A 24,035-nucleotide genomic window follows, 5' to 3' on the forward strand; every position below is an offset into this window, starting at 1 on the left:
CCATCGGGGGGTGGTTCAGTCGCGCGTGTCGGTGGCCTCGGCGGCCAGGGTGGGGGTGCGCAGGCCGGCGAACAGGTCGTCCTCCGGCAGGTCGACGTCGATCAGGGTCCGGGCCAGCTCGTAGTCCTCGGTCGGCCAGACCTCGCGCTGGACCTCCAGCGGGACGCGGAACCACGGCCCGTCCGGGTCGATCTGGGTGGCGTGCGCGATCAGCGCGCGGTCCCTGGTCTCGAACCAGTCGTCGCAGCGGACCCGGGTGGTGATCTCGCGCTCCTTGCGGCCGCTCTTCTCCCAGCCCTCGATCCACTCGCCGTACGGCGACTCGTGGCCGTGCTCGGTGAGGTACGCGTGCAGCTCGCGGATCCGGCCCATCGGGAAGCCGTGGTTGTAGTAGACCTTCAGCGGCTGCCAGGGCTCACCGGACTCCGGGTAGGCGTCCGGGTCACCGGCGGCGTCGAAGGCCAGCATGGTGATCTTGTGGGTCATGATGTGGTCCGGGTGCGGGTAGCCGCCGTTCTCGTCGTAGGTCGTGATGACCTGCGGCTTGAACTCGCGGATCAGCCGGACCAGCGGCTCGGCCGCCTCCGCGACGTCCTTCAGGGCGAAGCACCCCTCGGGCAGCGGGGGCAGCGGGTCGCCCTCGGGCAGGCCCGAGTCGACGAAGCCCAGCCAGGCCTGCCGGACCCCGAGGATCCGGCGCGCCTCGTCCATCTCCTTGCGCCGGACCTCGTGGATGTTCTCCTCGATCTCCGGCTTGCCCTGCAGCTTCGGATTGAGGACCGACCCGCGTTCCCCCCCGGTGCAGGTGGCCACCAGCACATCCACCCCCTGGTCGACGTACATGGCCATGGTGGCAGCGCCCTTGCTGGACTCGTCGTCCGGGTGGGCGTGCACCGCCATCAGTCGCAACTGCTCAGTCAACGCGTGCGTTCCTTCCACAATGTCTGGGCCTTCCGCGAAGTCCGGTCTGCCCACCGTCCGAGCCGCTCGGTTCGGGCCGCGTCACCGCGGGCCCGCCGCCGGGAGCGCCGCGGCAGGACCTCACCACGCCGCCGGCACGACGCCGACACGGCCGAGCAGCGCCCCCGCCGGACCGGCCGCGGGCGTGCCCCTCCTATAGTGACGGACTGGAGGAGCGTCGCATTCCCCCGGCACCACCGCGGGGGGTACCTCCCGGAGAGGACTGAGCCCGATGAGCGCAGGCACCACCACCCCGCAGCTGCCCGAGGGGCGCTACGGCCGGCGCGGCGACCGCGAGTCCGACCGTCGTCTCAAGGTGGCGGGTGCGGTCTGCGGCGTGCTGGGGCTGGGCCTGGTGGCCTGGCTGGGCGGCTCGTACCTGATCCGCGAGACCACCATCAACGGCAGCGTCCCCTCCTTCCAGGCCGTCTCGGACACCGAGGTGCAGTTGCACCTGGCGGTGCGCAAGAGCGACGGCACGGCGGGCAGCTGCACCGTCCGCTCGCAGGGCGAGAACGGCGCGGTGGTCGGGGTGGCCGACTTCCCCGTACCGGCCGCCGGCGGCGACTACGACGCCGTGGTCAGCCTGCGGACCACCGCCCGCGGCACCACCGCCGAGCTGCTGGGATGCACGCCGGCGAAGTAGCGGCCGTCGATCGCGACCCGCCCGGGCGCATATTCGATCGGAAGAGCGGGAATCCGTCAGGATGTCCCGCACACCGGTCCTGTACATCTCGGCGCAATGCTGTCGTCAATGACGCGCCGACGACTCTCCCGCTTGTCGGCCGGAGTTGTTAGGCTCGTGGTTTCGCCCCTTCCGCACCGAGAGGTACGGGAGCGGGCGTTGCTTTGTAGTTACGACCGATATCTCCACCGCCACCCTGCTGACGACTCACACCCTCAGCACAGCCCCAGCACCTACGAGGAGCACCCGTGACCCAGACCAGCGAGAACGTGACCTGGCTCACTCAGTCCGGCTACGACCAGCTCAAGGCCGAGCTGGAGCATCTGAGCGGCCCCTGGCGCATCGAGATCGCCCAGAAGATCGAGGCGGCGCGCGAGGAGGGTGACCTCAAGGAGAACGCCGGTTACCACGCGGCCAAGGAGGAGCAGGGCAAGTACGAGCTGCGGATCCGCCAGCTCACCCAGCTCCTGGAGCGCGCCAAGGTCGGCGAGGCCCCCGCGGACTCCGGCGTGGTGGCCCCCGGCATGGTCGTCACGGTCGCCTTCGACGGCGACGAGGACGACACCATGACCTTCCTGCTCGGCTCGCGCGAGATGGCCGGCAGCGACGACCTCGACGTGTACTCCCCGCAGTCGCCGCTGGGCCGCGCCATCGACGGCAAGAAGGTCGGCGACGAGGCGACGTACGAGCTGCCGAACGGCAAGGCCGCCTCGGTCACCGTCACCGACGCCAAGCCGCACAACGGCTGATCCCCCGCACCTGACGCCGAGGGCGGCCGTGGACGAGGTCCACGGCCGCCCTCGCGGCATCCCGGCGGCCGGGCTCAGCCCGAGGCCGAGCGGTACTTGCGCACCGACAGCCAGGAGAAGACGGCGGTGATCAGCACCGACCAGAGCACCGACATCAGCTCCGCGTGCTGCATCGGCCAGGCGCTGTCCACCGGCCCGACCTGGTTGCCGAACAGGTTGCGGCAGGCCTGCACGGTGGCGCTGAACGGGTTCCAGTAGGCGATCCCCTGCAACCAGCCCGGCATCGAGCTGATCGGCACGAAGGCGTTGGAGATGAAGGTCAGCGGGAAGAGCCAGATCAGCCCGGCCGAGGTGGCCGCCTCGGGACTGCGGACCGAGAGGCCGATCAGCGCGCCGATCCAGGAGAACGCGTAGCCGAGCAGGAGCAGCAGCCCGAACGCGGCGAGCGCCTTCGGCACCCCCTCGTGGATCCGCCAGCCGACCAGCAGCGCCACCACGGCCAGCACCACCAGGGTGAAGGCGGTCTGGCAGAGGTCGGCCAGGGTGCGGCCGACCAGCACCGCCGAGCGGGCCATCGGCAGCGAGCGGAAGCGGTCGACCAGCCCCTTGGTCATGTCCTCCGCGATGCCGGCGGAGGCACCGGCCGTCGCGAAGGTGACCGTCTGGGCGAAGATGCCGGCCATCAGGAACTGGATGTACGAGTCGGAGCTGGCCTGCGTCCCGGGGATCTGGATCGCCCCGCCCATGACGTAGGAGAACAGCAGCACGAACATCACGGGCTGCATCAGTCCGAAGACCACGATCTCGGGGATCCGGGTCATCCGGCGCAGGTTGCGCCGGGCGACCACCCAGGAGTCGTGCAGGGTGGCCGCCGCGCCCCGGCGCTGCTTCGGTACCGCCCCGCCGATGGCGTGCTCGGTGGCAGTGGTCATCTCACCGTTCCTTTCCGGCGGGGACGGCCTGCTGGTCCGGGTCCTGGCCGTCCTCGCCGGCCCGTCCCCCGCCGTGCCCGCCGTGCCCCTTGCCCCGGCCCTTGCCGGCGGCGCCGCCCTCCTCGTCCTCGGCCGCCGTGACGTGGCCGGTGAGCGAGAGGAAGACGTCGTCCAGGGTCGGGCGGCGCAGGCCGATGTCGTCGATCTCGATGGAGCGGGCGTCCAGCTCGCGGATGGCGTCGGCGAGCACTCGCGCGCCGCCGCTGACCGGCACGGTGATCCGGCGGGTGTTCTTCTCCACCGCCGGATCACCCTTGGCGTACTCGGACAGCGCCTCGACGGCCTCGGCGACGAGGTCGGCGCGGTGCACCACGACCTCGATCCGCTCGCCGCCGATCTGCGCCTTGAGCTGGTCGGCGGTGCCGCGGGCGATCACCCGGCCGTGGTCGACCACGGCGATGTCGTGGGCGAGGCGGTCCGCCTCCTCCAGGTACTGGGTGGTGAGCAGCAGGGTGGTGCCCTGCTCCACCAGGGTCTCGATGACCTCCCAGAGGGCGAGCCGGTTGCGCGGGTCGAGTCCGGTGGTCGGCTCGTCCAGGAACATCACCGGCGGCCGGACGACCAGCGCGGCGGCCAGGTCAAGCCGGCGCCGCATGCCGCCGGAGTAGGTCTTGGCGGTGCGGTCCCTGGCCTCGGAGAGGTTGAACCACTCCAGCAGCTCCAGCGCCCGGGCCTTCGCCGCCCGGCCGGTCATCTGGTACAGCTCGCCGACCATCTGCAGGTTCTCGAACCCGGTGAGGTACTCGTCGACGGCGGCGTACTGGCCGGAGAGGCCGATCAGGCTGCGCACCTGGTTGGGGTGTTTGAGGACGTCGACCCCGGCGACCACCGCACGGCCGGAATCGGGCCGGAGCAGGGTGGTGAGGACGCGCACGGTGGTGGTCTTGCCGGCTCCGTTCGGACCGAGCAGCCCCAGCACCGTGCCCTCGGGGACGTCGAGGCTGACGCCGTCCAGGGCTCGTACGTCACCGAAGGTCTTCACCAGGTTCTCGGCTTGGATGGCTGGCGCCATGGCCTGCCTCATCTCCTCGGACGACAGGGGGGCTGTCGCTTGGGCGAATTCCAGTGGTCTGTCCCACTCTGCCCCGAATGCGGGCGGGCGGGCGACTCGGTCCTCGCCGGGCGGGCGACCCGGCCGTCGCTCCGAGGGGCCGGAAGCGCCCGGCGCCGGGCGCGCGCGCTCAGTGCGAGACGACGTACCCGGCTTCGCGCAGCTCCCCGAGCACCGCCGCGCAGTGCTCGGGCCCCTTGGTCTCCAGATGGAGGTCCACCTCGACCTCGGTCAGCCCGAGCTGCGGGTCGATCCGCACGTGCGCCACGTCCAGCACGTTCGCGTCCACCCGGGTGAGCACCCCGAGCAGGTCCGCCAGCGCGCCCGGCCGGTCCGCCAGCCGCACCCGCAGCGACAGGTAGCGCCCGGCCGCCGCCAGGCCGTGCCGCAGCACCCGCTGCATCAGCTGCGGGTCGATGTTGCCGCCCGAGAGCACCGCCACCACTGGGCCCTCGAAGGACTCCGGCTGCTCCAGCAGGGCCGCCACCGGGCTCGCCCCGGCCGGCTCCACCACCAGCTTCAGCCGCTCCAGGCCGAGCAGCAGCGCCCGCGAGAGGGAGTCCTCGGAGACCGTCCGCACACCGTCCGCCAGGGCGTTGATCACCTCGAACGGGATGTCCCCGGGCCGGCCGACCATGATCCCGTCCGCCATGGTCGCGTAGCGCTCCAGCGTCACCGGCCGGCCCGCCGCCAGCGAGGGCGGGTACGCGGCCGCGGCGGCCGCCTGCACCCCGATCACCCGCACGTCCGGGCGGATCGGCTTCACCGCCGCCGCGATCCCGGCCAGCAGCCCGCCGCCGCCCACCCCGACCAGGATGGTGCGCACTTCCGGGCACTGCTCCAGGATCTCCAGGCCGACGGTGGCCTGGCCGGTGACCACGTCCCAGTGGTCGAAGGGGTGGATGAAGACCGCGCCGGTCGCCTCCGAGTAGCGCTGCGCGGCCCGCAGCGCCTCGTCCACCGTGGCACCGGAGAGCCGGACCTCGGCGCCGTACTCGCGGGTCGCCGCGACCTTGGGCAGCGGCGCGGCCACCGGCATGAAGACCGTCGAGCGGACCCCGAGCAGCGCGGCGGCCAGCGCCACGCCCTGGGCGTGGTTCCCGGCGCTCGCCGCGACCACCCCGCCGGCCCGCTGCACCGGCGAGAGCCCCGCGATCCGCACGTACGCCCCGCGCAGCTTGAACGAACCGGTGCGCTGGAGGTTCTCGCACTTCAGGTGGACCGGCGCGCCGATCAGCGCGGACAGGTGCCGGCTGCCCTCCATCGGTGTCACCCGGGCGACCCCGGCGAGCATCTTCTGGGCGCCGCGGACATCGTCGATGGTGATCGGCCAGCTGTGCATGGCGCCAGCCTACGGCGGGCGGGAGTGCCAACCCGGGATGTCGGCACTGTTCCCGGGCCCGCCCGGCCCGCGTACGCTGCTGGTCCTGAGCCTCCCTCACCGCACGACGATCGTGAGCCGCGATGACGACGACCTCGCCCCAGGCCACCGACCGCACCGACCCCCTGCACGCCCAACTCCAGTACCAGCTGGCGGTGTTCGCCCGGCGCATGGAACAGGTCCGCAGCTCCGACGGGGTGGGCGTACTGGACCGGGCCGCCTATCTGCTGCTCGACCGGCTGGAGCGGCACGGACCCGCCAACGTCAAGGCCCTGGCCGACGCCCTGGGCGTCGACTCCTCCACCGTCACCCGGCAGGTCGCCCCGCTGGTCGCGGCCGGGCTGGTCGGCCGGGTCCAGGACCCGGCCGACCGCCGTGCCGTACGGCTCGCACTCTCCCCGATCGGTGCCCGCCGGCTGGCCGAAGTCCGTGCCGGGCGGGCCGAGTTGGCCCGCCGGCTGGTGGCCGACTGGCCGCCCGAGGAACAGCGCGCGTTCTGCGCCCTGCTGGCCCGCTTCAACCACTCCATGGAGTCGTACACGGCGGGCCGGCAGGGCGGCTAGGCACCGTCAGCCGAGGGCCTGCTGGAGGTCGGCCAGCAGGTCGTCGATCGACTCGATGCCGACCGAGACGCGCACCAGGTCGGCGGGCACCTCCAGGGCCGAACCGGCCACCGAGGCGTGGGTCATCCGGCCCGGGTGCTCGATCAGCGACTCGACGCCGCCCAGCGACTCGCCGAGGGTGAAGAGCTGCGTGCGGTTGCAGACCTCGACCGCCGCCTCCTCGCCGCCGTTGACGCGGAACGAGACCATGCCGCCGAACGCCTTCATCTGCTTGGCGGCGATGTCGTGGCCGGGGTGCTCGGGCAGGCCCGGGTAGAGCACCTGGCTCACCTTGGGGTGGCCCGCCAGCAGCTCGGCGACCTTCTCCGCGTTCGAGCTGTGCCGGTCCATCCGGACGCCGAGCGTCTTGATGCCGCGCAGCACCAGCCAGGCGTCGAACGGGCCGGAGACGGCGCCCATCGCGTTCTGGTGGTAGGCGACCTCCTCGCCGAGGCCCGCCTCGGCCAGCACCAGCGCACCGCCCACGACGTCCGAGTGGCCGCCCATGTACTTGGTGGTGGAGTGCACGACGGCGTCCGCGCCGAGCGCGATCGGCTGCTGCAGGTACGGGCTGGCGAAGGTGTTGTCGACCACCAGCAGCGCGCCGGCGCCGTGCGCGACCTCGGCGAGCGCGGTCAGGTCGGTGATGCCCAGCAGCGGGTTGGACGGGGTCTCCACCCAGACCGCGCGGGTGTTGGGGCGCAGCGCCTCGCGGACGGTCGCCAGGTCCTGGAAGTTCGCGACGGAGAACTCGACGCCCCAGCGGGTCAGGACCTTGGCGAAGAGCCGGAAGGTGCCGCCGTAGGCGTCGTTGGGGATCACGATGTGGTCGCCCGGCTTGAGGATGGTGCGCAGCAGGGTGTCCTCGGCGGCCAGGCCGGAGGCGAAGGCCAGGCCGCGGGAGCCGCCCTCCAGTGCCGCGAGGCACTCCTCCAGCGCGGTCCGGGTCGGGTTGGCGCTACGGCTGTACTCGTAGCCGCCCCGGAGGCCGCCCACCCCGTCCTGCTTGTAGGTGGACACCTGGTAGATCGGCGTGACGACGGCCCCGGTCTGGGGGTCTGCTTCCTGACCCGCGTGGATGGCGAGGGTCTCGAAGCCCTGGGGAAGCTGGTGCTCGGTCATGACAACGAGCGTAGTGGGCGAATGCCGGGGCGCCTCCCGGAAGGGTCGCCGCCGTCCGGAAAGCGCCGGGGCTGCCCGGAATCCGGCGGCGGCCGTGAGCGTTGAAAGCTGCACAACGGTTCCCGACCCAGCTGGAGCAGGCCGTGCTGTTCAACCGCGACAAGACCTCGCTCGTCCCCGCCGACCAGGCGCTGCCCGGCCGGGAGACGCCGGGCTTCACCCTGCGCGAGCCGCACACCGTGCTCGGCAACCCGCTCACCGGCCCGTACCCGGCCGGGCTGGAGGTGGCCGACTTCGGGCTGGGCTGCTTCTGGGGCGCCGAGCGCACGTTCTGGCGGCTGCCCGGCGTCTGGACGACCCTGGTCGGCTACCAGGGCGGGCACACCCCCAACCCCACGTACGAGGAGGTGTGCAGCGGCCGGACGGGGCACACCGAGGCGGTCCGGGTGGTCTTCGACCCGGCGGTCGTCTCGTACGAGCGGCTGCTGAAGACCTTCTGGGAGGCGCACGACCCGACCCAGGGCAACCGGCAGGGCAATGACGTCGGCACCCAGTACCGGTCCGCCGTCTACACCCACTCCCCGGCCCAGGCCGCGACGGTGGCCGCCAGCCGCGAGGCGTTCCAGCCGGCGCTGACGGCGATCGGCCTGGGGCCGATCACCACCGAGATCGCCCCGGCGGGCCCGTTCTACCCGGCCGAGCCGTACCACCAGCAGTACCTGTCCGAGGCCAAGAACCCGAACGGCTACTGCGGCCTCGGCGGCACCGGCGCCAGCTGCCCGATCGGCGTGGCCCGCACCGGCGACTGACCCGCCCGGCGCCGGGCCTCAGGCCCGGCGGACTTCGTGCTGGAAGCAGCCGAACTCCACGGCGCGGACGTGCACCACGGCCACCTCCGGGTCGGCGAGCAGCTCCGCGGCGGCCGCCTCGGCGGTGTCGGGGGTGACGGGCACCCCGCCCAGGATGTGGCCGTGCCGGTCGTAGGCCCGCAGCACCCGCGCGCCCAGGTGGTACCCGGCCGGCCAGGCCGGGCCCGCTCCGGCGCAGGCGTGGTCGTGCAGGAAGACCGGGCCGACCTCGTCGTACGGGCCCGGGTCGGCGCCGGTCTCGGCGGCCCAGCGGCGCAGCGGCGCGTAGCCGACCAGCGCGATCCGGTCGCCGGGCAGCGCCCGGGTGAGGCAGCAGCGCAGCGGGGCACCGCCGGTCCGGTCCACCGACCGGACCGGCGGGCGCCCCGCGTCGTCGCGTTCCAGCAGGGCGAGGTGGACGGCCGGCTCGATCGGGCGGACGGCCGGGGCGGGTGCGGTGGGATCGCTCATGCCGCCCAGCCTGCCGCCCGGACCGCCCGGTGTCCGGCGGGTTTCGGCCGTCGCGTTCGACGGCCCCGGACCGCCCCGCCGGCGCCCGCGGCGGCCCGCCCGGGGCCTCAGACCGCGCTGCCGGCCTTCCAGGCGGCCCAGCCCAGGTTCCAGCCGTTCAGGCCGTTGGAGGGCTCGACGGTCTTGTCGCCGGAGTTCACGACCTCGACGACGTCGCCGACCATCGAGCTCTTGTAGAACTTGTAGCCGTCCAGGCCCTGGTCCTGGCCGCCCTTGGCGTCCTTCAGGCCGACGCAGCCGTGGCTGGTGTTCTGGCTGCCGAAGATCGACGCCGGGGACCAGTAGTTGCCGTGGATGAAGGTGCCGGAGGTGGTCAGGCGCTGGGCGTGCGGCACGTCGGCGATGTCGTACTCGCTGCCGAGGCCGACGGTCTGCGAGTTCATCCGGGTCTGCTGGTACTGCTCCGAGATGACCATCTTGCCGCCCCAGGTGCGGTACTCCGGCGAGCCGCCGGAGATCGGGTAGACGGCGCTGACCTGGCCGTCGGTGGTGACGGTGAGCTTCTTGGCGGCGAGGTCGGCGACGCTGGTCTGCGCGCGGCCGATGGTGAAGCGGACGTCCTTGGACTGGGTGCCGTAGACGCCCTTGGCGGCCTGGACGTCCTTGAGCCGGAGCTGCACGGTGACCTTGGTGCCCTTGGCCCAGTACTCCTGCGGCCGGAAGTCCAGGCGGGTGCTGGAGAACCAGTGCCCGACGATCTCGACGCCGGGCTCGGCTGTCACGGTGATCGCCTGCTGGACGGCCTTGCGGTCGGTCACCGGCTTGCTGAAGTTGATCGAGACCGGCATGCCGACGCCGACGACCGAGCCGTCCTCGGGGGTGAAGTAGCCGACGAAGGTGTTGGCCGGGGTCGCCGTGGTGAAGACGGCGTTGGCGTCCGCCTCCAGCTTGTCCTTGTCGGTGGCCGAGGCGGTGACGGTGTACTTGGTCCCGCTGGCGGGCGCGGCGGCGGACGTCCAGCCGGTGCCGTCCGAGGAGAGCTCCCCGGCCAGCGCCTTGCCGGTCGAGTCGGTGACCTTGACCGAGCCGAGGGTGCCGCCCGTGACGGTGACCCGGACCGGCTCGCTGAAGCTGGCGGCGGTGGAGCCGTCGGCGGGGGTGACGGTGATGACGGCCACCGAGGTCTTCGGCGCGCTGCTCGCGCTCGCGGGGCCGCTGCCCGTGGCGCCGCCGCCCGAGGATCCGCTGCCCGGGCCGGCGGCGCTCCCGCCGTCGCCCTTGCTGTCGTTGCACGCCGCCAGCAGCAGGACCGGCGCGCCGATCAGGCCCGCCAGCACACCGCGCCGGCTCCAGTTCCCGCCGGCCGCCCGACCCTGCCCGTCCCGTGCCGTCACGTCGCCTTCTCCCTGCTGATCATCCCGGGCATTACGGATAGAGAAACGCAATCCGCCCTTTCACGGTTCCATCACCGACGAGTGGCGATCGTATGAGACTACTCAACTTCCTGCCAAATATGGACAAAATGCCCGGTCTGCGAAAGCAGACCGGGCACTCGCGGGCCGTGACGAAAGTCGGTGAGGACTACTCGGCGGCCTCGTCCACCGTGTACTCGTCCCAGCCCTCCCCCTCGGCGTCGAACTCGGTCTGCGCGGACTCCCAGGTCGCCGAGGCGAGCTCGACGCCCGGGACGTCGCCGAGCAGGGCGACCGGGTCGATGAAGTGCGCGAGCGAACCCGACGGGTCCACCTCGATGGCCTCGACGGACTGGGCGCGCTCCTCGTCGTCGAGGTACTCGTCGTCCGTCACCTGCTGCAGGGCCGCCGCCTTGAGCGCCCCCTCGTCGGTGATCTCGGCGATGAGCTCGATGCTGAGCCGGACGTAGCGCGGTTCGTCCTGGCCGGTCGTGTCAGTGCTGGTCATGCGTGCGAGCGTACGGGAAACCGCTCCGGCCCGAAGGCACGCCGGGTCCGAGGGGCGGGAGGCGGCGGTTCCCGGCCGGGGCGCCCGCGGGCACGGCCGACGAGCGGCCCACGGGACGGGCGGACGCACGGGAAGGGCCGGCCCCTCCGAGGAGGGACCGGCCCTGCCGTCTCCGCCGGGGCTCCCCCACCCGGGAGCCGCGGAGACGCGCCGAAACGGCGCGGTGACGACCGCGGGAGCCGCCGCACCCTGATGACCGGCCGGAGCCGGACAGGGGCGGGACGACGACGCCCCCCGCGGTGGGCCCCTCCGCGCCCGCAACCGGGCACGAAGGGCAGGACACGGCCGGCCGGGTCAGGGCCGTCCGACGTGTCCGGAGACGACCACGACCACCGGGGAGCCGCTCCCGGACGGTTGTCGTCGCCTCGTTCGGCGTCTTGCCGTTGACCTCAACGATGCCCGACGCGTGTTAAGCGCGTGCTGCGCGCAGGTGACGCCGGTGTACCACTTCGCCCCCGGACGAGCCCTCAGCCGCTTGGGCGGGCGGCCTCGATGAGCCGCCGTCAGTGCGAGCTGCGGGCGGCCAGGAAGCCCAGCAGGTCCTGGCGGGTGACGATGCCCTGCGGCTTGCCCTCCACCAGCACCACGGCCGCGTCGGCCTTCTCCAGCACCGTCATCAGGTTGGTGACGGTCTCGCCCGAACCGACCACGGGCAGCGGCTTGGACATCACCTTGTCCAGTGTGTCGTCCAGCTGGATCTCGTTGGCGAAGACGCCCTCCAGGAGCAGCTTCTCGGCGACCGAGCCGATCACCTCACCGGCCATGATGTCGGGGTGGCCGGCCCCCGGGGAGACCACCGGCATCTGCGAGACGCCGTACTCGCGCAGCACCCGGACCGCCTCGGCGACGGTCTCGTTGGGGTGCATGTGGACGAACTGCGGGATGCCCTCGTGCTCGATGGCGTCCTTGCGGGCCAGCACCTCGGCGATGTGCGCCTCGTCGGTGGCCGAGGGCAGGAAGCCGTAGTCGGCCATCCAGTCGTCGTTGAAGATCTTCGACAGGTAGCCGCGGCCGCCGTCCGGCAGCAGCACCACCACGACGTCGTCCGGGCCCAGCCGCTCGGCCACCTCCAACGCGGCCACCACGGCCATCCCGCAGGAGCCGCCGACCAGCAGGCCCTCCTCCTTGGCCAGCCGGCGGGTCATCTGGAACGAGTCCTTGTCGGACACGGCGACGATCTCGTCCGCGACGCCACGGTCGTAGGCGGTCGGCCAGAAGTCCTCACCGACCCCCTCGACCAGGTACGGCCGGCCGGTGCCGCCCGAGTAGACCGAACCCTCCGGGTCGGCGCCGACGACCTTGACCTTGCCGCCGGAGACCTCCTTCAGATAGTTGCCGGTGCCGGAGATGGTGCCGCCGGTGCCGACGCCGGCCACGAAGTGGGTGATCCGCCCCTCGGTCTGCTCCCACAGCTCCGGACCGGTGGAGTGGTAGTGCGAGGCCGGGTTGTCCGGGTTGGAGTACTGGTCCGGCTTCCAGGCGTTCGGCGTCTCACGGACCAGCCGGTCCGAGACGTTGTAGTAGGAGTCCGGGTGCTCCGGGGCGACGGCGGTCGGACAGACGACCACCTCGGCGCCGTACGCGCGCAGCGTGTTGATCTTGTCGGTGGACACCTTGTCCGGACAGACGAAGATGCACTTGTAGCCCTTCTGCTGGGCCACGATCGCCAGGCCGACACCGGTGTTGCCGGAGGTCGGCTCCACGATCGTGCCGCCGGGCTTCAGCGCGCCCGAGGCCTCGGCGGCCTCGATCATGCGCATCGCGATCCGGTCCTTCACGGAACCGCCGGGGTTGAAGTACTCGACCTTCGCCAGCACTGTCGCGCTGATGCCGTCGGTGACCTTGTTGAGCTTGACCAAGGGCGTATTGCCGACCAGGTCGATGATCGAGTTGTGGTACCGCACGGGGGTCCTCCCGGTCTGTGGGCATGCGAGTGCTTTCGGTACTGCAAAGCCTAGGCCGTGCCACCGGCCCCGGCCCTCCCCTGCGTCGCACCTGCGCCCCGCCCCCACGCGGCCCCCTTCCGGACCGCCGCCCGACCGCCGCCCGCGCGGTGCGCCCACGGATGGCCCAGTCCCGTCGATAGCGCACGGCCGAGGACGGGTAGGAGGTGTACAGGCAACGCGAGTGGCGGCTCCGACTGGGGGCGGCACGAGGACGCGAAGGGGGCACCGGATGCCAGGGGCACAGGAGTCGCGGGCCCGGGTGGCCCGCCGCATCGCCACCGCGGCGGCGTACGGCGGCGGCGGGCTCGGCCTGCTGGGCGTCGGCCTGGTCGGCGTGCTGCTGACCGAGAGCAAGCTGGCCGTGCAGGCCATCGGCATCCTGGAGGGCGACCCGCCCCGGGCCGACGGCGTCTACGGCGAGGCCTTCGCCGACGCCGGCAGCACCGGCCAGCCGCCCCTGGTGCTCGCCTTCCTCGGCGACTCCACCGCCGCCGGCCTCGGGGTGCTGCGCGCCCGCGACACCCCGGGCGCGCTGCTGGCCGCCGGCCTGGCGTCGGTGGCCGAGCGGCCGGTCCGGCTGGTCAACGTGGCCCGCTCCGGCGGACGCTCCGCCGACCTCTCCGGCCAGCTGGAGCTCGCCCTGCCGCACCGCCCCGACATCGCCGTGATCATGGTGGGCGCCAACGACGTGACCCGGCACAGCCCGGCCCAGCTCGCGGTGCGCCACCTCGGCGAGGCGGTCGCCGCGCTGCGCGCCAACGGCTGCGAGGTGGTGGTCGGCACCTGCCCGGACCTCGGCACCATCAAGCCGGTCCGGCCGCCGCTGCGCTGGGTGGCCCGGCGGGTCAGCCGGCAGCTGGCGGCGGCGCAGACCATCGCCGTGGTGGAGGCCGGCGGCCGGACGGTCTCGCTGGGCTCACTGCTCGGGCCGGAGTTCGCGGCCCGGCCGGAGATGTTCGCCGCCGACCGCTACCACCCGTCGGCCCAGGGGTACGCGACGGCCGCGATGGCCGTGCTGCCCTCGCTCTGCGCGGTGCTGGGCCTCTGGCCCGAGGACGAGCGGCCGGCCGGAGCCGTGCCGGGCGAGACGGTGCTGCCGGTGGCGGTGGCCGCGGCCGCCGCGGCGGGCCGCTCCGGCACCGAGGTGGCCGCCGTCGGCGCGGAGGGCGCGGGCCGGCGCTGGGCCCTGCTGCGCCACCGGCTGCGAGTCGGCCTGCCGGGCACCTGGGCCGCCGAGGGGCCCGCCGGGCGGTCGGCCCCGGCCGCCGGGCCCGACCGCGGGAACACGTCGGCCAGCTCACACGCCGGGGCGGGTGACGCCTGATCTACCAGACGGTAACTTTCCTCCCGGGCGTCCCCCGCGCACCCGGTCGTTCCCGTCGGACCGCCACCCGGACACCCCACCGCCCGAAGGTCACTCAGCGAGGAGCCCGTCATGCCCGAAGCCGTCATCGTCAGCGCCACCCGTTCGCCGATCGGCCGGGCTTTCAAGGGCTCCCTCAAGGACATCCGCCCCGACGACCTGACCGCCCACATCATCGCCACCGCCCTCGCCAAGGTCCCCCAGCTCGACCCCCGCGACATCGACGACCTGATGCTCGGCTGCGGCCTGCCCGGCGGCGAGCAGGGCCACAACCTCGCCCGGATCGTCGCCGTCCAGATGGGCATGGACTACCTCCCCGGCACCACCGTCACCCGGTACTGCTCCTCCTCGCTGCAGACCACCCGGATGGCACTGCACGCCATCAAGGCCGGCGAGGGCGACGTCTTCATCTCCGCCGGCGTCGAGACCGTCTCCCGCAGCGTCAACGGCACCTCCGACGGCATGCCCGGCACCATGAACCCGCTCTTCGACGACGCCCAGGCCCGTACCGCCCAGCGCGCCGAGCAGGGCGGTGGGGAGTGGCACGACCCCCGGGAGGACGGCCTCGTCCCCGACGCCTACATCGCGATGGGCCAGACCGCCGAGAACCTCGCCGCCCTCAAGGGCATCACCCGCGCCGACCAGGACGCCTTCGGCGTCCGCTCCCAGAACCTCGCCGAGGCCGCCATCAAGTCCGGCTTCTGGGAGCGCGAGATCACCCCCGTCACCCTCCCCGACGGCACCATCGTCTCCACGGACGACGGCCCCCGCGCCGGCGTCACCCTCGAAGCCGTCTCCGGCCTCAAGCCCGTCTTCCGCCCCGACGGCACCGTGACCGCCGGTAACTGCTGCCCCCTCAACGACGGCGCCGCCGCCCTCGTCATCATGTCCGACACCAAGGCCCGCGAACTCGGCATCACCCCCCTCGCCCGCGTCGTCTCCACCGGCGTCAGCGCCCTCTCCCCCGAGATCATGGGCTACGGCCCCGTCGAGGCCTCCAAGCAGGCGCTGCGCCGGGCCGGCCTCACCATCGGCGACATCGACCTCGTCGAGATCAACGAGGCCTTCGCCGCCCAGGTCATCCCCTCCTACCGGGACCTGGGCGTCGACCTCGACCGCCTGAACGTCAACGGCGGCGCCATCGCCGTCGGCCACCCCTTCGGCATGACCGGCGCCCGCATCACCACCACCCTGATCAACTCCCTCCAGTGGCACGACAAGCAGTTCGGCCTGGAGACCATGTGCGTCGGTGGCGGCCAGGGCATGGCGATGGTCGTCGAGCGGCTCAGCTGAACCTCCCGGCGTCAACCCCGAAGGGTCCAGACCACCCATTTGGAGTGACGCACAGTAATTGAGGGCCGGATCACACCGCGAGGTCGATCCGGCCCTCTTTTCTTTCGAATCGGGCCCGGAAATCGACAGTGCGGAGCGGATCAACTCCGCTGCGTAGAACGGTGTTACCTAACAATTTGGGGACAAGAGCGAAAGTCCCGGGCAAATTAGACATTCGCCACTGCGGTAACAGCCCCGTATGGGGCAATGTGGAGAGGTAACCCCGTTCCACTCCTCCCTAGGAGTACGTTCCGTGAGCGCCGTCTACACCCTCCTCCTGCTGATACTGATCGCCGTGACGACCGCCGTGCTGGTCCACCTCCGCGGGCTCTCCCGCCGGCTGGACGCCCGGGCCGCGGCCCCCGCCACGCCCGCACCGGTCGACGAGGCCGCGATCCGCCGGGCCGTCGCCGAGGCACTCGCCGCCGACCGCGAGCGGGAGATCACCGAGGCCCGCGCCTTCTGGGCCGAGCAGGAGGCCCGCGCGGCCGAGGACGCGCCACTGTTCGACTCCCCCTTCGCCGGCGTGCTCGGCTCCACCGACGAGTGGCCGCTCTTCTTCCCCCGGCCGACCGGTCCGCAGGAGGCCGCCGACAACGCGGGCACCATGGACCCGGAGTTCGGTGAGGCGCTGCGGTCGGCGCTGGAGGACCTGATCAACGAGGGCGGCGCCGAGCCCGACGCGCCCGGGACCGACGGCGGCGCCCCGCTGCGCCCGGGGCACCCCGCGGGGGTCCCGGTCGCCGAGGGCGGCGGCGACGCCCGGGCCCGCCGCGAGGCCGACCTGCTGGCCACCGGCCTGGAGGCCGGACTGCTGGACGCCGAGCCGATGGTCGAGGACGCGCCCGCGCCCGCCCCCGACCCGCGCCGCCACCCCTCGCACCCGGACTTCGTGCCCAGCCAGGCGCCGTCCCGCGAGTGGACCGACACCCGGCTGGCCACCCTCGCCGAGGAGGGCGTGGCGCTGACGGACGTCCGCCCGGGCCCGCTCGGCACGCTGGACGTGTACGCCTTCGCCGACGGCACCACGCTCTGCGTCGCCCCCGGCGACCGGGAGGCCGCGTACCGGCTGATCGACGCCGTCCGGGCCGGCGAGGACGTCCGGCTGCTCGGCGGCTCGCGGTTCTCCGGCTCGTACTCGCTGACCTTCTCCACCGACGACGACGCCGTCTACGTGCTCGCCGACCGGGTGGTCGCCAGCATCTGACACCACGCGCGCGGACGCGGCCGCGACAGCCGCGGCCGACGTTCACCCGAGGGCCGACCGGATCAAGGGGTTACCGATCCGGTCGGCCCTCGGCGTTCCCGTCCACCGTTTCCCGCCGGCGGCCCGCACCGGCCGCCCACCGGGCCCTCGTACCGGGCCCACGTACCGGGCCCACGAGCCGGGCCGTTCCGCTCCGGCCGTCCGCCGGGCCGCTGCCGCCGGGCCAGGGCTCAGCCGCAGAGCGCGGCTGTGGCGGCCACCTCGGCCAGGGCCCGGGCGAGCACCGCCGGGGCCGCCGCGGGCCCGCCCAGCGGCTCCGGGAGCGGCACCAGCGCCTGGGACGGCAGGGCCGTCAGGGCGGCCGCCAGGTCGTGCCCGGCGACGGCCAGTTGGTCGCCGGCCGCGAAGGCACCGGCGTCCGGGAACTCGCGCGGCGGCACGGCCGGCCTGCCGGCGCCGTCCGCCGCCCCCTCGGCGGCCTGCGCCGCCGTCGCCAGCCGGCCGGCCAGCGCCAGCGCGGCGGCGGCCCGGGAGGGGTGGCCGGGGACGGCTCCCAGCAGCCGGCTCTGCGGCATCGAGCGGAAACGGTCCGCCAGGGCGTCGACGGCTTCGGCGAGGGAGGCTGCTTCAGGCATGGCGCGAGCCTAGACGAAAGCCGCCGGGCCCCGGAGCGGAAGGCTCCGGGGCCCGGCGGCAGTGCGCGGGGGCGCGGTGATCAGTCGTCGCCGCGCAGGATCGCGATCAGCCGCAGCATCTCGATGTAGATCCAGACCAGCGACAGGGTGAGCCCGAAGGCGGCCCGCCAGGACTCCTTCTGCGGGGCGCCCTGGGCGATGGCCTGCTCGATGGCCGCGAAGTCCAGCGAGAGGAAGAACGCGCCGAGGCCGATGCCGACCAGGCCCACCACGATGCCCAGCGGGCCGGAGCGCAGCCCCATCTCCGCACCGAACATCGACGCGACCGCGTTGACCAGCAGCAGGAGCACGAAGCCCATGGCGATCGCGATGCCGATCCGCGTGTACCGCGGGGTGACCCGGATCCGGCCGGTCTTGTAGGCGATCAGCATCGCCGCGAAGACCGCCGCCGTGCCCAGTACCGCCTGGATCGCGATGCCCGGCCAGATGGTGTTGAACACCTTGGTGACGGCACCGAGCGCGAAGCCCTCCAGGCCCGCGTAGAGCAGGATCAGCGGCGGGCTGACACTCCGCTTGAACGAGATCACCAGGCCGACCACGAAGGCGATCAGCGAGGCGCCGATGGCCAGGCCGAAGTTCCGGTCCGGCAGCGCGAACCAGGCCAGCCCGCCGAAGGCGACCAGGGTGAGCAACGTCATGGCGGTGCGTGCGACGACGTCGTCGAGCGTCATCCGCCCGGTGTCCAGCGGGCCGGCGGACGGCGCGCCGTACATCTCGACCAGCTGCTCGTCGGTCAGCGGACCCTGGCCCTGCGGCTGCTGGGCGTAGGGGTTGTTGCCGTACGGGTTGTCACCGTACGGGCTGCTCTGGCCGGGGGGGCCTGCGGCGTACGGGCTCCCGGCCGGCGGGGCCTGCGTGGTACCGAAACCCGCGTAGCCGGGCTCGCGGGTGAAGGACCCCTCCCGCGAGAAGACCGGGTTGCTGCTTCTCATTGCTCATTCCCTCCGTGGCGGCACTGCACCGCCCGCACCACAAGGGTAATGGGTTGGCAAAAGAATAGGGATACGCCGCAAGGAGGATCCGGGGAGCGGCGCCCGGCGGGGACGCCCGGTGGCGTCCCCGCGGGTCGAGCGGTGCCCGGAGCCGGACTCGAACCGGCACGGCCTCACGGCCAAGCAGTTTTAAGCTGCCCGTGTCTGCGTTCCACCATCCGGGCCTTCAAGGACCTGCCCTGCCGACAGTCGGAGGTGGTGCTCCGTCCCCGTGCGGGCCATCCCCGAGCCTAGTCGCCCGCCTCCCCCTTTCGCATGTTCCCAGCCAGGGAAGTTGTCATGTTTCCTTGCCATCTGACGAACAGTTCGTGATTTGGCCAATCCGAGCGTGCTATCCGGCCAGCAGGATCCGGTAAGGGTTGACGTCATACCCGAGGATGAGGGCTTTCTCCGGACGTACGCCCAGCGGTGGTCAGGCCAACCGTCCGGCGGAGCGACGAGAAGCCGTGACCACGTGGCCGAGCATGGAGATACCGCCGAACCCCTGCGCAGACCGGCCCTCCGGAGCCGTCCCGCACCCCCGGCGCCGTCCGCAGCCCGACCCCAAGGAGCACCCCGTGACCACGTCGACCGCAACCGCCGTCCGTACCGGCCGGGCGGCCGCCCGCGCCACCGGCCTCAACAAGGTCTACGGGGACGGGGAGACCCGCGTCGTCGCGCTCGACAACGTCAGCGTGACGTTCCCGCAGGGCGAGTTCACCGCCATCATGGGCCCCTCCGGCTCCGGCAAGTCCACCCTCATGCACTGCATGGCCGGCCTGGACACCGTCTCCTCCGGCTCCTCCACCATCGGGGACACCGAACTCGTCGGACTCAAGGACAAGCAGCTCACCCAGCTGCGCCGCGACCACATCGGCTTCATCTTCCAGGCCTTCAACCTGCTCCCCACCCTGACCGCCCTGGAGAACATCACCCTCCCCATGGACATCGCCGGCCGCAAGGCCGACAAGGCCTGGCTCGACCGCGTCGTCGACACCGTCGGCCTCTCCGGCCGCCTCGGCCACCGCCCCAGCCAGCTCTCCGGCGGCCAGCAGCAGCGCGTCGCCTGCGCCCGCGCCCTCGCCGGAAAGCCCGACATCATCTTCGCCGACGAACCGACCGGCAACCTCGACTCCCGCTCCGGCGCCGAAATCCTCTCCTTCCTCCGCAACTCCGTGCGCGAACTCGGCCAGACCGTCGTCATGGTCACCCACGACCCCGTCGCCGCCGCCTACGCCGACCGCGTCGTCTTCCTCGCCGACGGCCGCATCGTCGACGAACTCGCCGGCCCCACCGCCGACACCGTCCTGGACCGCATGCGCCGCTTCGACGCCAAGGGCCGCACCAGCTGACCCCCCGCCGACAGCAGCCCGCCCCTCCGCAGAGTTCAGGACACCCCATGTACCGCACCGCACTGCGCAACGTGCTGGCCCACAAGGGCCGACTCCTGATGACGGCCCTCGCCGTCATGCTCGGCACCGCCTTCGTCGCCGGCACCATGGTCTTCTCCGACACCTTCGGCAAGGCCATGCAGGACAGCAACTCCAAGAGCTACTCCGACGTGTCGGTCCAGATCGTCGACCGGTCGGCCGGCTCCTCCGCCTCCGCCCGGGAGAAGAGCGAGACGAGCGCGGCCACCCTGACCGACGCCACCGTCCAGCAACTCGGCGCGCTCCCCGGCGCCGCCTCGGCCCGCGGCGTGGTCAGCGGCTTCACCGGCGTCGCCGACCGGAGCGGCAATCTGATCGGCCAGGCCTGGACCGCCAGGGGCGCCAACTTCGCGCCCGGCGCGGACGGCAAGGACGTCCGCTACCCGATGGCGGAGGGTCAGGGCCCGAAGAACGCCCAGGAGATCGCCCTCGACCGCAGGACCGCCGAGAAGGGCGGCTACAAGGTCGGCGACACCGTCCGGATCGCCTCCAACGGCCCGGTCGCCGAGGCGAAGCTCACCGGCGTCTTCACCACCGACGACCCGGTGGTGAACACCGGCGGCACGCTCACCCTGTTCGACCGCGCCACCGCCCAGCAGCTGCTGCTGGAGCCGGGCCGCTACAGCAGCGTCGTGCTCGCCGCCAAGCCCGGCACCACGGAGGCCGCGCTGCTCGCCGAGGCCCAGCAGAAGCTCCCGGCCGGCCGGCAGTTCGACGCCGAGACCGGTCAGCAGCTCAAGGACGACGAGCAGAAGATGATCACCAGCAGCACCGACGGCATGCGGACCATGCTGCTCGCCTTCGCCGGGATCTCACTCTTCGTCGGCATCTTCATCATCGCCAACACCTTCACCATGCTGGTCGCCCAGCGCACCAAGGAGCTCGCCCTGCTGCGGGCGATCGGCGCCAGCCGCAAGCAGGTCACCCTGTCCGTGCTGATCGAGGCCCTGGTGATCGGCGCCCTCTCGGCCGCGGCCGGCCTGGTGGTCGGCATCGCGATCGGCGCCGGGCTGCAGTCCGCCGTCCACTCGCTGAACGACGGCCTGCCCACCGGCGCGCTCGTGGTCAAGCCGCTGACCGTGGTGGTCACCCTGGTGGTCGGCGTCCTGGTCACCGTCCTCTCCGCGCTGCTGCCCGGGCTTCGCGCCTCGCGAATCGCCCCGGTGGCCGCGATGAGCAGCGGCGACCAGCCGACCAGTCAGAAGAGCCTGCTGGTCCGCAACATCATCGGATCGATCCTCGCCGCGGGCGGTGGCGCGCTGGTCGCCTACGGCGCCTCCACCGGCAACGGCGACGGCCGCGCACCGGTCGCCCTCGGCGCCGGGGTCGCCCTGGTCGGCGTCTTCATCCTGCTGCCGCTGCTCTCCCGCCCGGTGATCGCCCTGGTCGGCCCGGTGCTCGGCAAGCTGGCCGGTACGCCCGGCAAGCTCGCCCGGCAGAACGCGGTGCGCAACCCGCGCCGCACCGCGGCCACCGCCGCCGCCCTCACCATCGGTCTGACCCTGGTCACCGGCCTGACGGTGATCGGCGCCTCGGTCGGCGGAGCCCTCGACAAGGCCGTCACCAGCTCGATGAAGGCCGACTACCTGATCTCGACCGCGAACGACATGAGCCTGTCGCCGAAGGTCCCCGCCGAGGTCGCCAAGACCGCCGGAGTGACGGCCTCCTCGCCGCTCACCACCGTGTACTGGGACCTGAACGGCACGACCAAGTCGATCAGCGGCCTGGACGCGGCCAGCTTCGACCAGCTCGTCTCCGTCAAGCTGACCAGCGGATCCACCGCAGGCTTCGCCCAGGGCCAGGCCCTGATCGACACGGACGTCGCCAAGAAGAACAACGTCACCACCGGCTCGACCCTGACCGTCACCTACCCGGACCAGTCCACGGGCCGGCTGACCGTCGGCGGTGTCTACGAGTCGGGCGGCATGCTCGGCCCGGTGGTGCTGGCCAACAGCGAGATCGTCAAGCACGAGCCCACGCCGTACATCAGCGACGTCCTGGTCAAGGGCGCCGACGGTGCCACCGACTCGCTCAAGAAGGCGCTCAAGGACGCCACCGGCGCCAACCCGGTGATCGAGGTCAAGTCCAAGCAGGACGTCCGCGACGACTTCAGCCAGATCATCACCATCGCGCTGAACATGATGTACGGCCTGCTGGCGATGTCCGTGCTGGTCGCGGTCCTCGGTGTGGTCAACACGCTGGCCATGTCGGTCTTCGAGCGCAAGCGCGAGATCGGGATGCTGCGGGCGATCGGCCTGGACCGCAGCGGCATCAAGCGGATGGTCCGCCTGGAGTCGGTGGTGATCTCGGTCTTCGGTGCCGGCATCGGCGTGCTGCTCGGCTGCTACACGGCCTGGGGGATCCTCGGCACCCTGAAGTCCAGCATGGCGGGCCTGACCACGGCGCTCCCCTACGGCCAGCTGCTGCTCTTCCTCGTGCTCGCCGGCCTGGTCGGCCTGGTGGCCGCGATCTGGCCGGCCCGCCGGGCGTCCAAGCTGGACATCCTGGAGAGCATCAAGACCGACTGACCCACCGGCGCCGGGCACCGCACCGGCGCCGGACACGGAAAGACCCCCACCGGAGGGTTCGGTGGGGGTCTTTCGCTACTTCTGTACTCCGCCCGGTCGCACGGCCGGCTGAGCACCACGGAGGTCGTGGTCCGGCGACGCTGCCGGGCGGAGGGCCTCCGACTCATTTCCCGGTGCTCCCACACCGGGATCTCAGTCGCTTACTTGCTGCTGGCGAGTTCCTTGTCGGCGGCCGGCTTGGCGGCCTCGACCGGCTTCGGCGCGGGCGCCGCGGCCTCCTGGAACGCCTCGAACGGCTTCTCCATCTGGGCCAGGCCGACGGCCTCGCGCTTCAGGAAGACCGCCAGCGTCCAGTCGGTGAAGACGCGGACCTTGCGGTTCATGGTCGGGACCATGGCGCCGTGGTACAGGCGGTGGAACCACCAGGCCGGACGGCCCTTCAGCTTGTACTTGCCGAAGAGGATCGCCACACCCTTGTGCAGGCCGAGACCGGCCACCGCACCGAGGTTCTTGTGCTTGTACTCGGCCTGCGGGAAGCCGCGCATGCCCGAGATCACGTTGTCGCCGAGGACGGCGGCCTGCCGGACGGCGTGCTGCGCGTTCGGCGGGCACCAGGCGCCCTCACCCGCGGCGAGGTCCGGCACCTGGGCGTTGTCGCCGGCGGACCAGACGTAGTCGAAGCCCTTGACCTGCAGGGTCGGGGCGGTGTCCACGTGGCCGCGCGGGCCCAGCGGGAGGCCGAAGTTGGCCAGCACCGGGTTGGGCTTGACGCCCGCCGTCCACACGATGGTGGAGGCGTCCGCCTCGACGCCGTTCTTCAGCACGACGTGCTGGTCGACGCAGGAGTCCATCGAGGTCTCGATGTAGATCTCGATGTTGCGCTCTTCGAGCTTCTCCTTGGTCCACAGACCGAGGTCCGGGCCCATCTCCGGGAGGATGCGGTTGGCCGCCTCCACCAGGATGAAGCGCATGTCGTCACGGCTGACGGTCTTGTAGATCTTGGCGGCGTCGCGCGCCATGTCCTCGATCTCGGCGATCGTCTCGACGCCGGCGAAGCCACCGCCGACGACGACGAAGGTCAGCGCCTTGCGGCGGATCGCCTCGTCCGTGGTGGACTCGGCCTTGTCCAGCTGCGCCATGACGTGGTTCCGGAGGCTGATGGCCTCCTCGACCGTCTTCATGCCGATGCCGTGCTCCGCCAGACCCGGGATCGGGAAGGTCCGGGAGACCGAGCCGGTCGCGACGACCAGGTACTCGAAGGGCAGCTCGTACGAGTCGCCGGCCGCCGGCTGGATGGTGGCGACCTTGCGGGCGTGGTCCACACCGGTGACAGCACCGGTGAGCACCTCCGCCTTCTTGAGGGCGCTGCGCAGCGGCGCGACGAGGTTGCGGGGCGCGACGTTGCCGCCGGCCGCCTCGGGGAGGAAGGGCAGGTACGTCATGTACGACCGCGGGTCGACGACCGTGACGGTCGCTTCGCCATAGCGCATCTTCTTGAGGATGCGCATCGCGGCATACAGGCCGACGTAACCACCGCCGACAATGAGGATGCGAGGACGCTCCGTGGTGCTCATATCCGAAAGTATCCAGCACCGTCCGGAGCAGCCTTCGTGAGGCCGGTCACAAGCTCCTGGACACCCTGTGCTACACTTCGCGGCCACTTTCTCGGCCCCGGGGAGCTGTCTCACAGCCCTCCCCGCCTCCCCGTGAGGCCATGGACCC

21 protein-coding genes and 1 tRNA gene are annotated in these 24,035 nt (G+C 72.3%); 9 read left to right on the forward strand and 13 right to left on the reverse strand.

Features of this window, described 5'->3' with window-relative positions:
• Window positions 1-15 precede the first annotated feature (15 nt).
• Window positions 16-921 (reverse strand): mycothiol conjugate amidase Mca, encoded by a 906-nt coding sequence (mca, locus tag ACZ4UX_RS23960; protein ID WP_329489367.1) that lies wholly within the window; start codon window positions 919-921, stop codon window positions 16-18.
• Between the two features lie 271 nt (window positions 922-1,192).
• Between mca and ACZ4UX_RS23965 the strand changes: the two genes are divergently transcribed.
• Both ACZ4UX_RS23965 and greA read left to right on the forward strand, forming a co-directional pair.
• Window positions 1,193-1,606, forward strand: coding sequence for a DUF4307 domain-containing protein (locus tag ACZ4UX_RS23965; protein ID WP_352289884.1), 414 nt, complete (start codon window positions 1,193-1,195; stop codon window positions 1,604-1,606).
• 287 nt (window positions 1,607-1,893) lie between these two features.
• Window positions 1,894-2,394 (forward strand): transcription elongation factor GreA, encoded by a 501-nt coding sequence (gene greA, locus ACZ4UX_RS23970; protein ID WP_329489364.1) that lies wholly within the window; start codon window positions 1,894-1,896, stop codon window positions 2,392-2,394.
• A gap of 74 nt (window positions 2,395-2,468) precedes the next feature.
• Here the strand turns inward: greA and ACZ4UX_RS23975 are convergent, their stop codons facing one another.
• The 3 genes from ACZ4UX_RS23975 to ilvA form a co-directional block, all read right to left on the reverse strand.
• On the reverse strand, window positions 2,469-3,326 hold the full coding sequence (locus ACZ4UX_RS23975) for an ABC transporter permease (protein ID WP_329489363.1): 858 nt from the start codon (window positions 3,324-3,326) through the stop codon (window positions 2,469-2,471).
• Window position 3,327: 1 nt separating this feature from the next.
• Window positions 3,328-4,398 (reverse strand): ATP-binding cassette domain-containing protein, encoded by a 1,071-nt coding sequence (locus ACZ4UX_RS23980; protein WP_359836708.1) that lies wholly within the window; start codon window positions 4,396-4,398, stop codon window positions 3,328-3,330.
• A gap of 169 nt (window positions 4,399-4,567) precedes the next feature.
• Window positions 4,568-5,779 (reverse strand): threonine ammonia-lyase, encoded by a 1,212-nt coding sequence (gene ilvA, locus ACZ4UX_RS23985; protein WP_329489361.1) that lies wholly within the window; start codon window positions 5,777-5,779, stop codon window positions 4,568-4,570.
• 122 nt (window positions 5,780-5,901) lie between these two features.
• On the opposite strand from ilvA, the gene ACZ4UX_RS23990 reads away from it, so the two are divergent.
• Window positions 5,902-6,381 carry a MarR family winged helix-turn-helix transcriptional regulator gene (locus ACZ4UX_RS23990; protein ID WP_329489360.1) on the forward strand — a complete coding sequence of 160 codons (480 nt, stop codon included), beginning with the start codon at window positions 5,902-5,904 and terminating at the stop codon, window positions 6,379-6,381.
• Window positions 6,382-6,387: 6 nt separating this feature from the next.
• Here ACZ4UX_RS23990 and ACZ4UX_RS23995 read toward each other — a convergent pair whose 3' ends face one another.
• Window positions 6,388-7,542: a cystathionine gamma-synthase gene (locus ACZ4UX_RS23995; protein ID WP_329489359.1), complete on the reverse strand. Its 1,155-nt coding sequence runs from the start codon at window positions 7,540-7,542 to the stop codon at window positions 6,388-6,390.
• A 143-nt stretch (window positions 7,543-7,685) separates the two neighbouring features.
• Here ACZ4UX_RS23995 and msrA point away from each other — a divergent pair, with 143 nt between their 5' ends.
• Window positions 7,686-8,351, forward strand: a complete 666-nt coding sequence (msrA, locus tag ACZ4UX_RS24000) for a peptide-methionine (S)-S-oxide reductase MsrA (RefSeq protein ID WP_465708252.1) — start codon at window positions 7,686-7,688, stop codon at window positions 8,349-8,351.
• 18 nt (window positions 8,352-8,369) lie between these two features.
• On the opposite strand, the gene ACZ4UX_RS24005 is transcribed toward msrA, so the two are convergent.
• From ACZ4UX_RS24005 to ACZ4UX_RS24020, 4 genes are all read right to left on the reverse strand, one after another.
• Window positions 8,370-8,861, reverse strand: coding sequence for a DUF1203 domain-containing protein (locus ACZ4UX_RS24005; RefSeq protein WP_329489358.1), 492 nt, complete (start codon window positions 8,859-8,861; stop codon window positions 8,370-8,372).
• A gap of 107 nt (window positions 8,862-8,968) precedes the next feature.
• A complete protein-coding gene (locus ACZ4UX_RS24010) occupies window positions 8,969-10,255 on the reverse strand; it encodes a L,D-transpeptidase (protein WP_465708181.1) in 1,287 nt (428 codons plus the stop codon).
• A 187-nt stretch (window positions 10,256-10,442) separates the two neighbouring features.
• Entirely contained in the window at window positions 10,443-10,781 is a 339-nt protein-coding gene (locus ACZ4UX_RS24015; RefSeq protein WP_465708182.1) for a hypothetical protein, read from the reverse strand.
• Window positions 10,782-11,344: 563 nt separating this feature from the next.
• Entirely contained in the window at window positions 11,345-12,745 is a 1,401-nt protein-coding gene (locus ACZ4UX_RS24020; protein WP_329489355.1) for a cystathionine beta-synthase, read from the reverse strand.
• Between the two features lie 271 nt (window positions 12,746-13,016).
• On the opposite strand from ACZ4UX_RS24020, the gene ACZ4UX_RS24025 reads away from it, so the two are divergent.
• The 3 genes from ACZ4UX_RS24025 (at window position 13,017) to ACZ4UX_RS24035 (ending at window position 16,689) form a co-directional block, all read left to right on the forward strand.
• A complete protein-coding gene (locus ACZ4UX_RS24025; protein WP_329489354.1) occupies window positions 13,017-14,111 on the forward strand; it encodes an SGNH/GDSL hydrolase family protein in 1,095 nt (364 codons plus the stop codon).
• 111 nt (window positions 14,112-14,222) lie between these two features.
• Complete coding sequence (locus tag ACZ4UX_RS24030; protein WP_465708183.1) at window positions 14,223-15,443, forward strand: acetyl-CoA C-acetyltransferase; 1,221 nt, start codon at window positions 14,223-14,225, stop codon at window positions 15,441-15,443.
• A 292-nt stretch (window positions 15,444-15,735) separates the two neighbouring features.
• A complete protein-coding gene (locus ACZ4UX_RS24035; RefSeq protein WP_465708184.1) occupies window positions 15,736-16,689 on the forward strand; it encodes a hypothetical protein in 954 nt (317 codons plus the stop codon).
• A 230-nt stretch (window positions 16,690-16,919) separates the two neighbouring features.
• Here the strand turns inward: ACZ4UX_RS24035 and ACZ4UX_RS24040 are convergent, their stop codons facing one another.
• The 3 genes from ACZ4UX_RS24040 to ACZ4UX_RS24050 all read right to left on the reverse strand — a co-directional run bounded on the left by ACZ4UX_RS24040 (window position 16,920) and on the right by ACZ4UX_RS24050 (window position 18,540).
• Window positions 16,920-17,324, reverse strand: a complete 405-nt coding sequence (locus ACZ4UX_RS24040) for a hypothetical protein (RefSeq protein ID WP_465708185.1) — start codon at window positions 17,322-17,324, stop codon at window positions 16,920-16,922.
• Between the two features lie 80 nt (window positions 17,325-17,404).
• On the reverse strand, window positions 17,405-18,316 hold the full coding sequence (locus tag ACZ4UX_RS24045) for a Bax inhibitor-1/YccA family protein (protein WP_329489350.1): 912 nt from the start codon (window positions 18,314-18,316) through the stop codon (window positions 17,405-17,407).
• 142 nt (window positions 18,317-18,458) lie between these two features.
• Window positions 18,459-18,540, reverse strand: a tRNA-Leu gene (locus ACZ4UX_RS24050).
• 300 nt (window positions 18,541-18,840) lie between these two features.
• Between ACZ4UX_RS24050 and ACZ4UX_RS24055 the strand changes: the two genes are divergently transcribed.
• Both ACZ4UX_RS24055 and ACZ4UX_RS24060 read left to right on the forward strand, forming a co-directional pair.
• On the forward strand, window positions 18,841-19,707 hold the full coding sequence (locus ACZ4UX_RS24055) for an ABC transporter ATP-binding protein (protein ID WP_396488932.1): 867 nt from the start codon (window positions 18,841-18,843) through the stop codon (window positions 19,705-19,707).
• 47 nt (window positions 19,708-19,754) lie between these two features.
• On the forward strand, window positions 19,755-22,313 hold the full coding sequence (locus ACZ4UX_RS24060) for an ABC transporter permease (protein WP_465708186.1): 2,559 nt from the start codon (window positions 19,755-19,757) through the stop codon (window positions 22,311-22,313).
• A 200-nt stretch (window positions 22,314-22,513) separates the two neighbouring features.
• Here the strand turns inward: ACZ4UX_RS24060 and ACZ4UX_RS24065 are convergent, their stop codons facing one another.
• Window positions 22,514-23,887, reverse strand: a complete 1,374-nt coding sequence (locus tag ACZ4UX_RS24065) for an NAD(P)/FAD-dependent oxidoreductase (protein ID WP_329489347.1) — start codon at window positions 23,885-23,887, stop codon at window positions 22,514-22,516.
• Window positions 23,888-24,035 lie beyond the last annotated feature (148 nt).

This window comes from Kitasatospora sp. NPDC028961 (genome assembly GCF_055564815.1).

What these genes read in the sequence shown, in the direction of transcription:
- ACZ4UX_RS23965 (WP_352289884.1), top strand. Translation starts at nt 1,193, where the DNA reads ATGAGCGCAGGCACCACCACCCCGCAGCTGCCCGAGGGGCGCTACGGC.
- ACZ4UX_RS23975 (WP_329489363.1), bottom strand. Translation starts at nt 3,326, where the DNA reads ATGACCACTGCCACCGAGCACGCCATCGGCGGGGCGGTACCGAAGCAG.
- ACZ4UX_RS23980 (WP_359836708.1), bottom strand. Translation starts at nt 4,398, where the DNA reads ATGGCGCCAGCCATCCAAGCCGAGAACCTGGTGAAGACCTTCGGTGAC.
- ilvA (WP_329489361.1), bottom strand. Translation starts at nt 5,779, where the DNA reads ATGCACAGCTGGCCGATCACCATCGACGATGTCCGCGGCGCCCAGAAG.
- ACZ4UX_RS23990 (WP_329489360.1), top strand. Translation starts at nt 5,902, where the DNA reads ATGACGACGACCTCGCCCCAGGCCACCGACCGCACCGACCCCCTGCAC.
- ACZ4UX_RS23995 (WP_329489359.1), bottom strand. Translation starts at nt 7,542, where the DNA reads ATGACCGAGCACCAGCTTCCCCAGGGCTTCGAGACCCTCGCCATCCAC.
- ACZ4UX_RS24005 (WP_329489358.1), bottom strand. Translation starts at nt 8,861, where the DNA reads ATGAGCGATCCCACCGCACCCGCCCCGGCCGTCCGCCCGATCGAGCCG.
- ACZ4UX_RS24015 (WP_465708182.1), bottom strand. Translation starts at nt 10,781, where the DNA reads ATGACCAGCACTGACACGACCGGCCAGGACGAACCGCGCTACGTCCGG.
- ACZ4UX_RS24025 (WP_329489354.1), top strand. Translation starts at nt 13,017, where the DNA reads ATGCCAGGGGCACAGGAGTCGCGGGCCCGGGTGGCCCGCCGCATCGCC.
- ACZ4UX_RS24030 (WP_465708183.1), top strand. Translation starts at nt 14,223, where the DNA reads ATGCCCGAAGCCGTCATCGTCAGCGCCACCCGTTCGCCGATCGGCCGG.
- ACZ4UX_RS24040 (WP_465708185.1), bottom strand. Translation starts at nt 17,324, where the DNA reads ATGCCTGAAGCAGCCTCCCTCGCCGAAGCCGTCGACGCCCTGGCGGAC.
- ACZ4UX_RS24045 (WP_329489350.1), bottom strand. Translation starts at nt 18,316, where the DNA reads ATGAGAAGCAGCAACCCGGTCTTCTCGCGGGAGGGGTCCTTCACCCGC.
- ACZ4UX_RS24055 (WP_396488932.1), top strand. Translation starts at nt 18,841, where the DNA reads ATGGAGATACCGCCGAACCCCTGCGCAGACCGGCCCTCCGGAGCCGTC.
- ACZ4UX_RS24060 (WP_465708186.1), top strand. Translation starts at nt 19,755, where the DNA reads ATGTACCGCACCGCACTGCGCAACGTGCTGGCCCACAAGGGCCGACTC.
- ACZ4UX_RS24065 (WP_329489347.1), bottom strand. Translation starts at nt 23,887, where the DNA reads ATGAGCACCACGGAGCGTCCTCGCATCCTCATTGTCGGCGGTGGTTAC.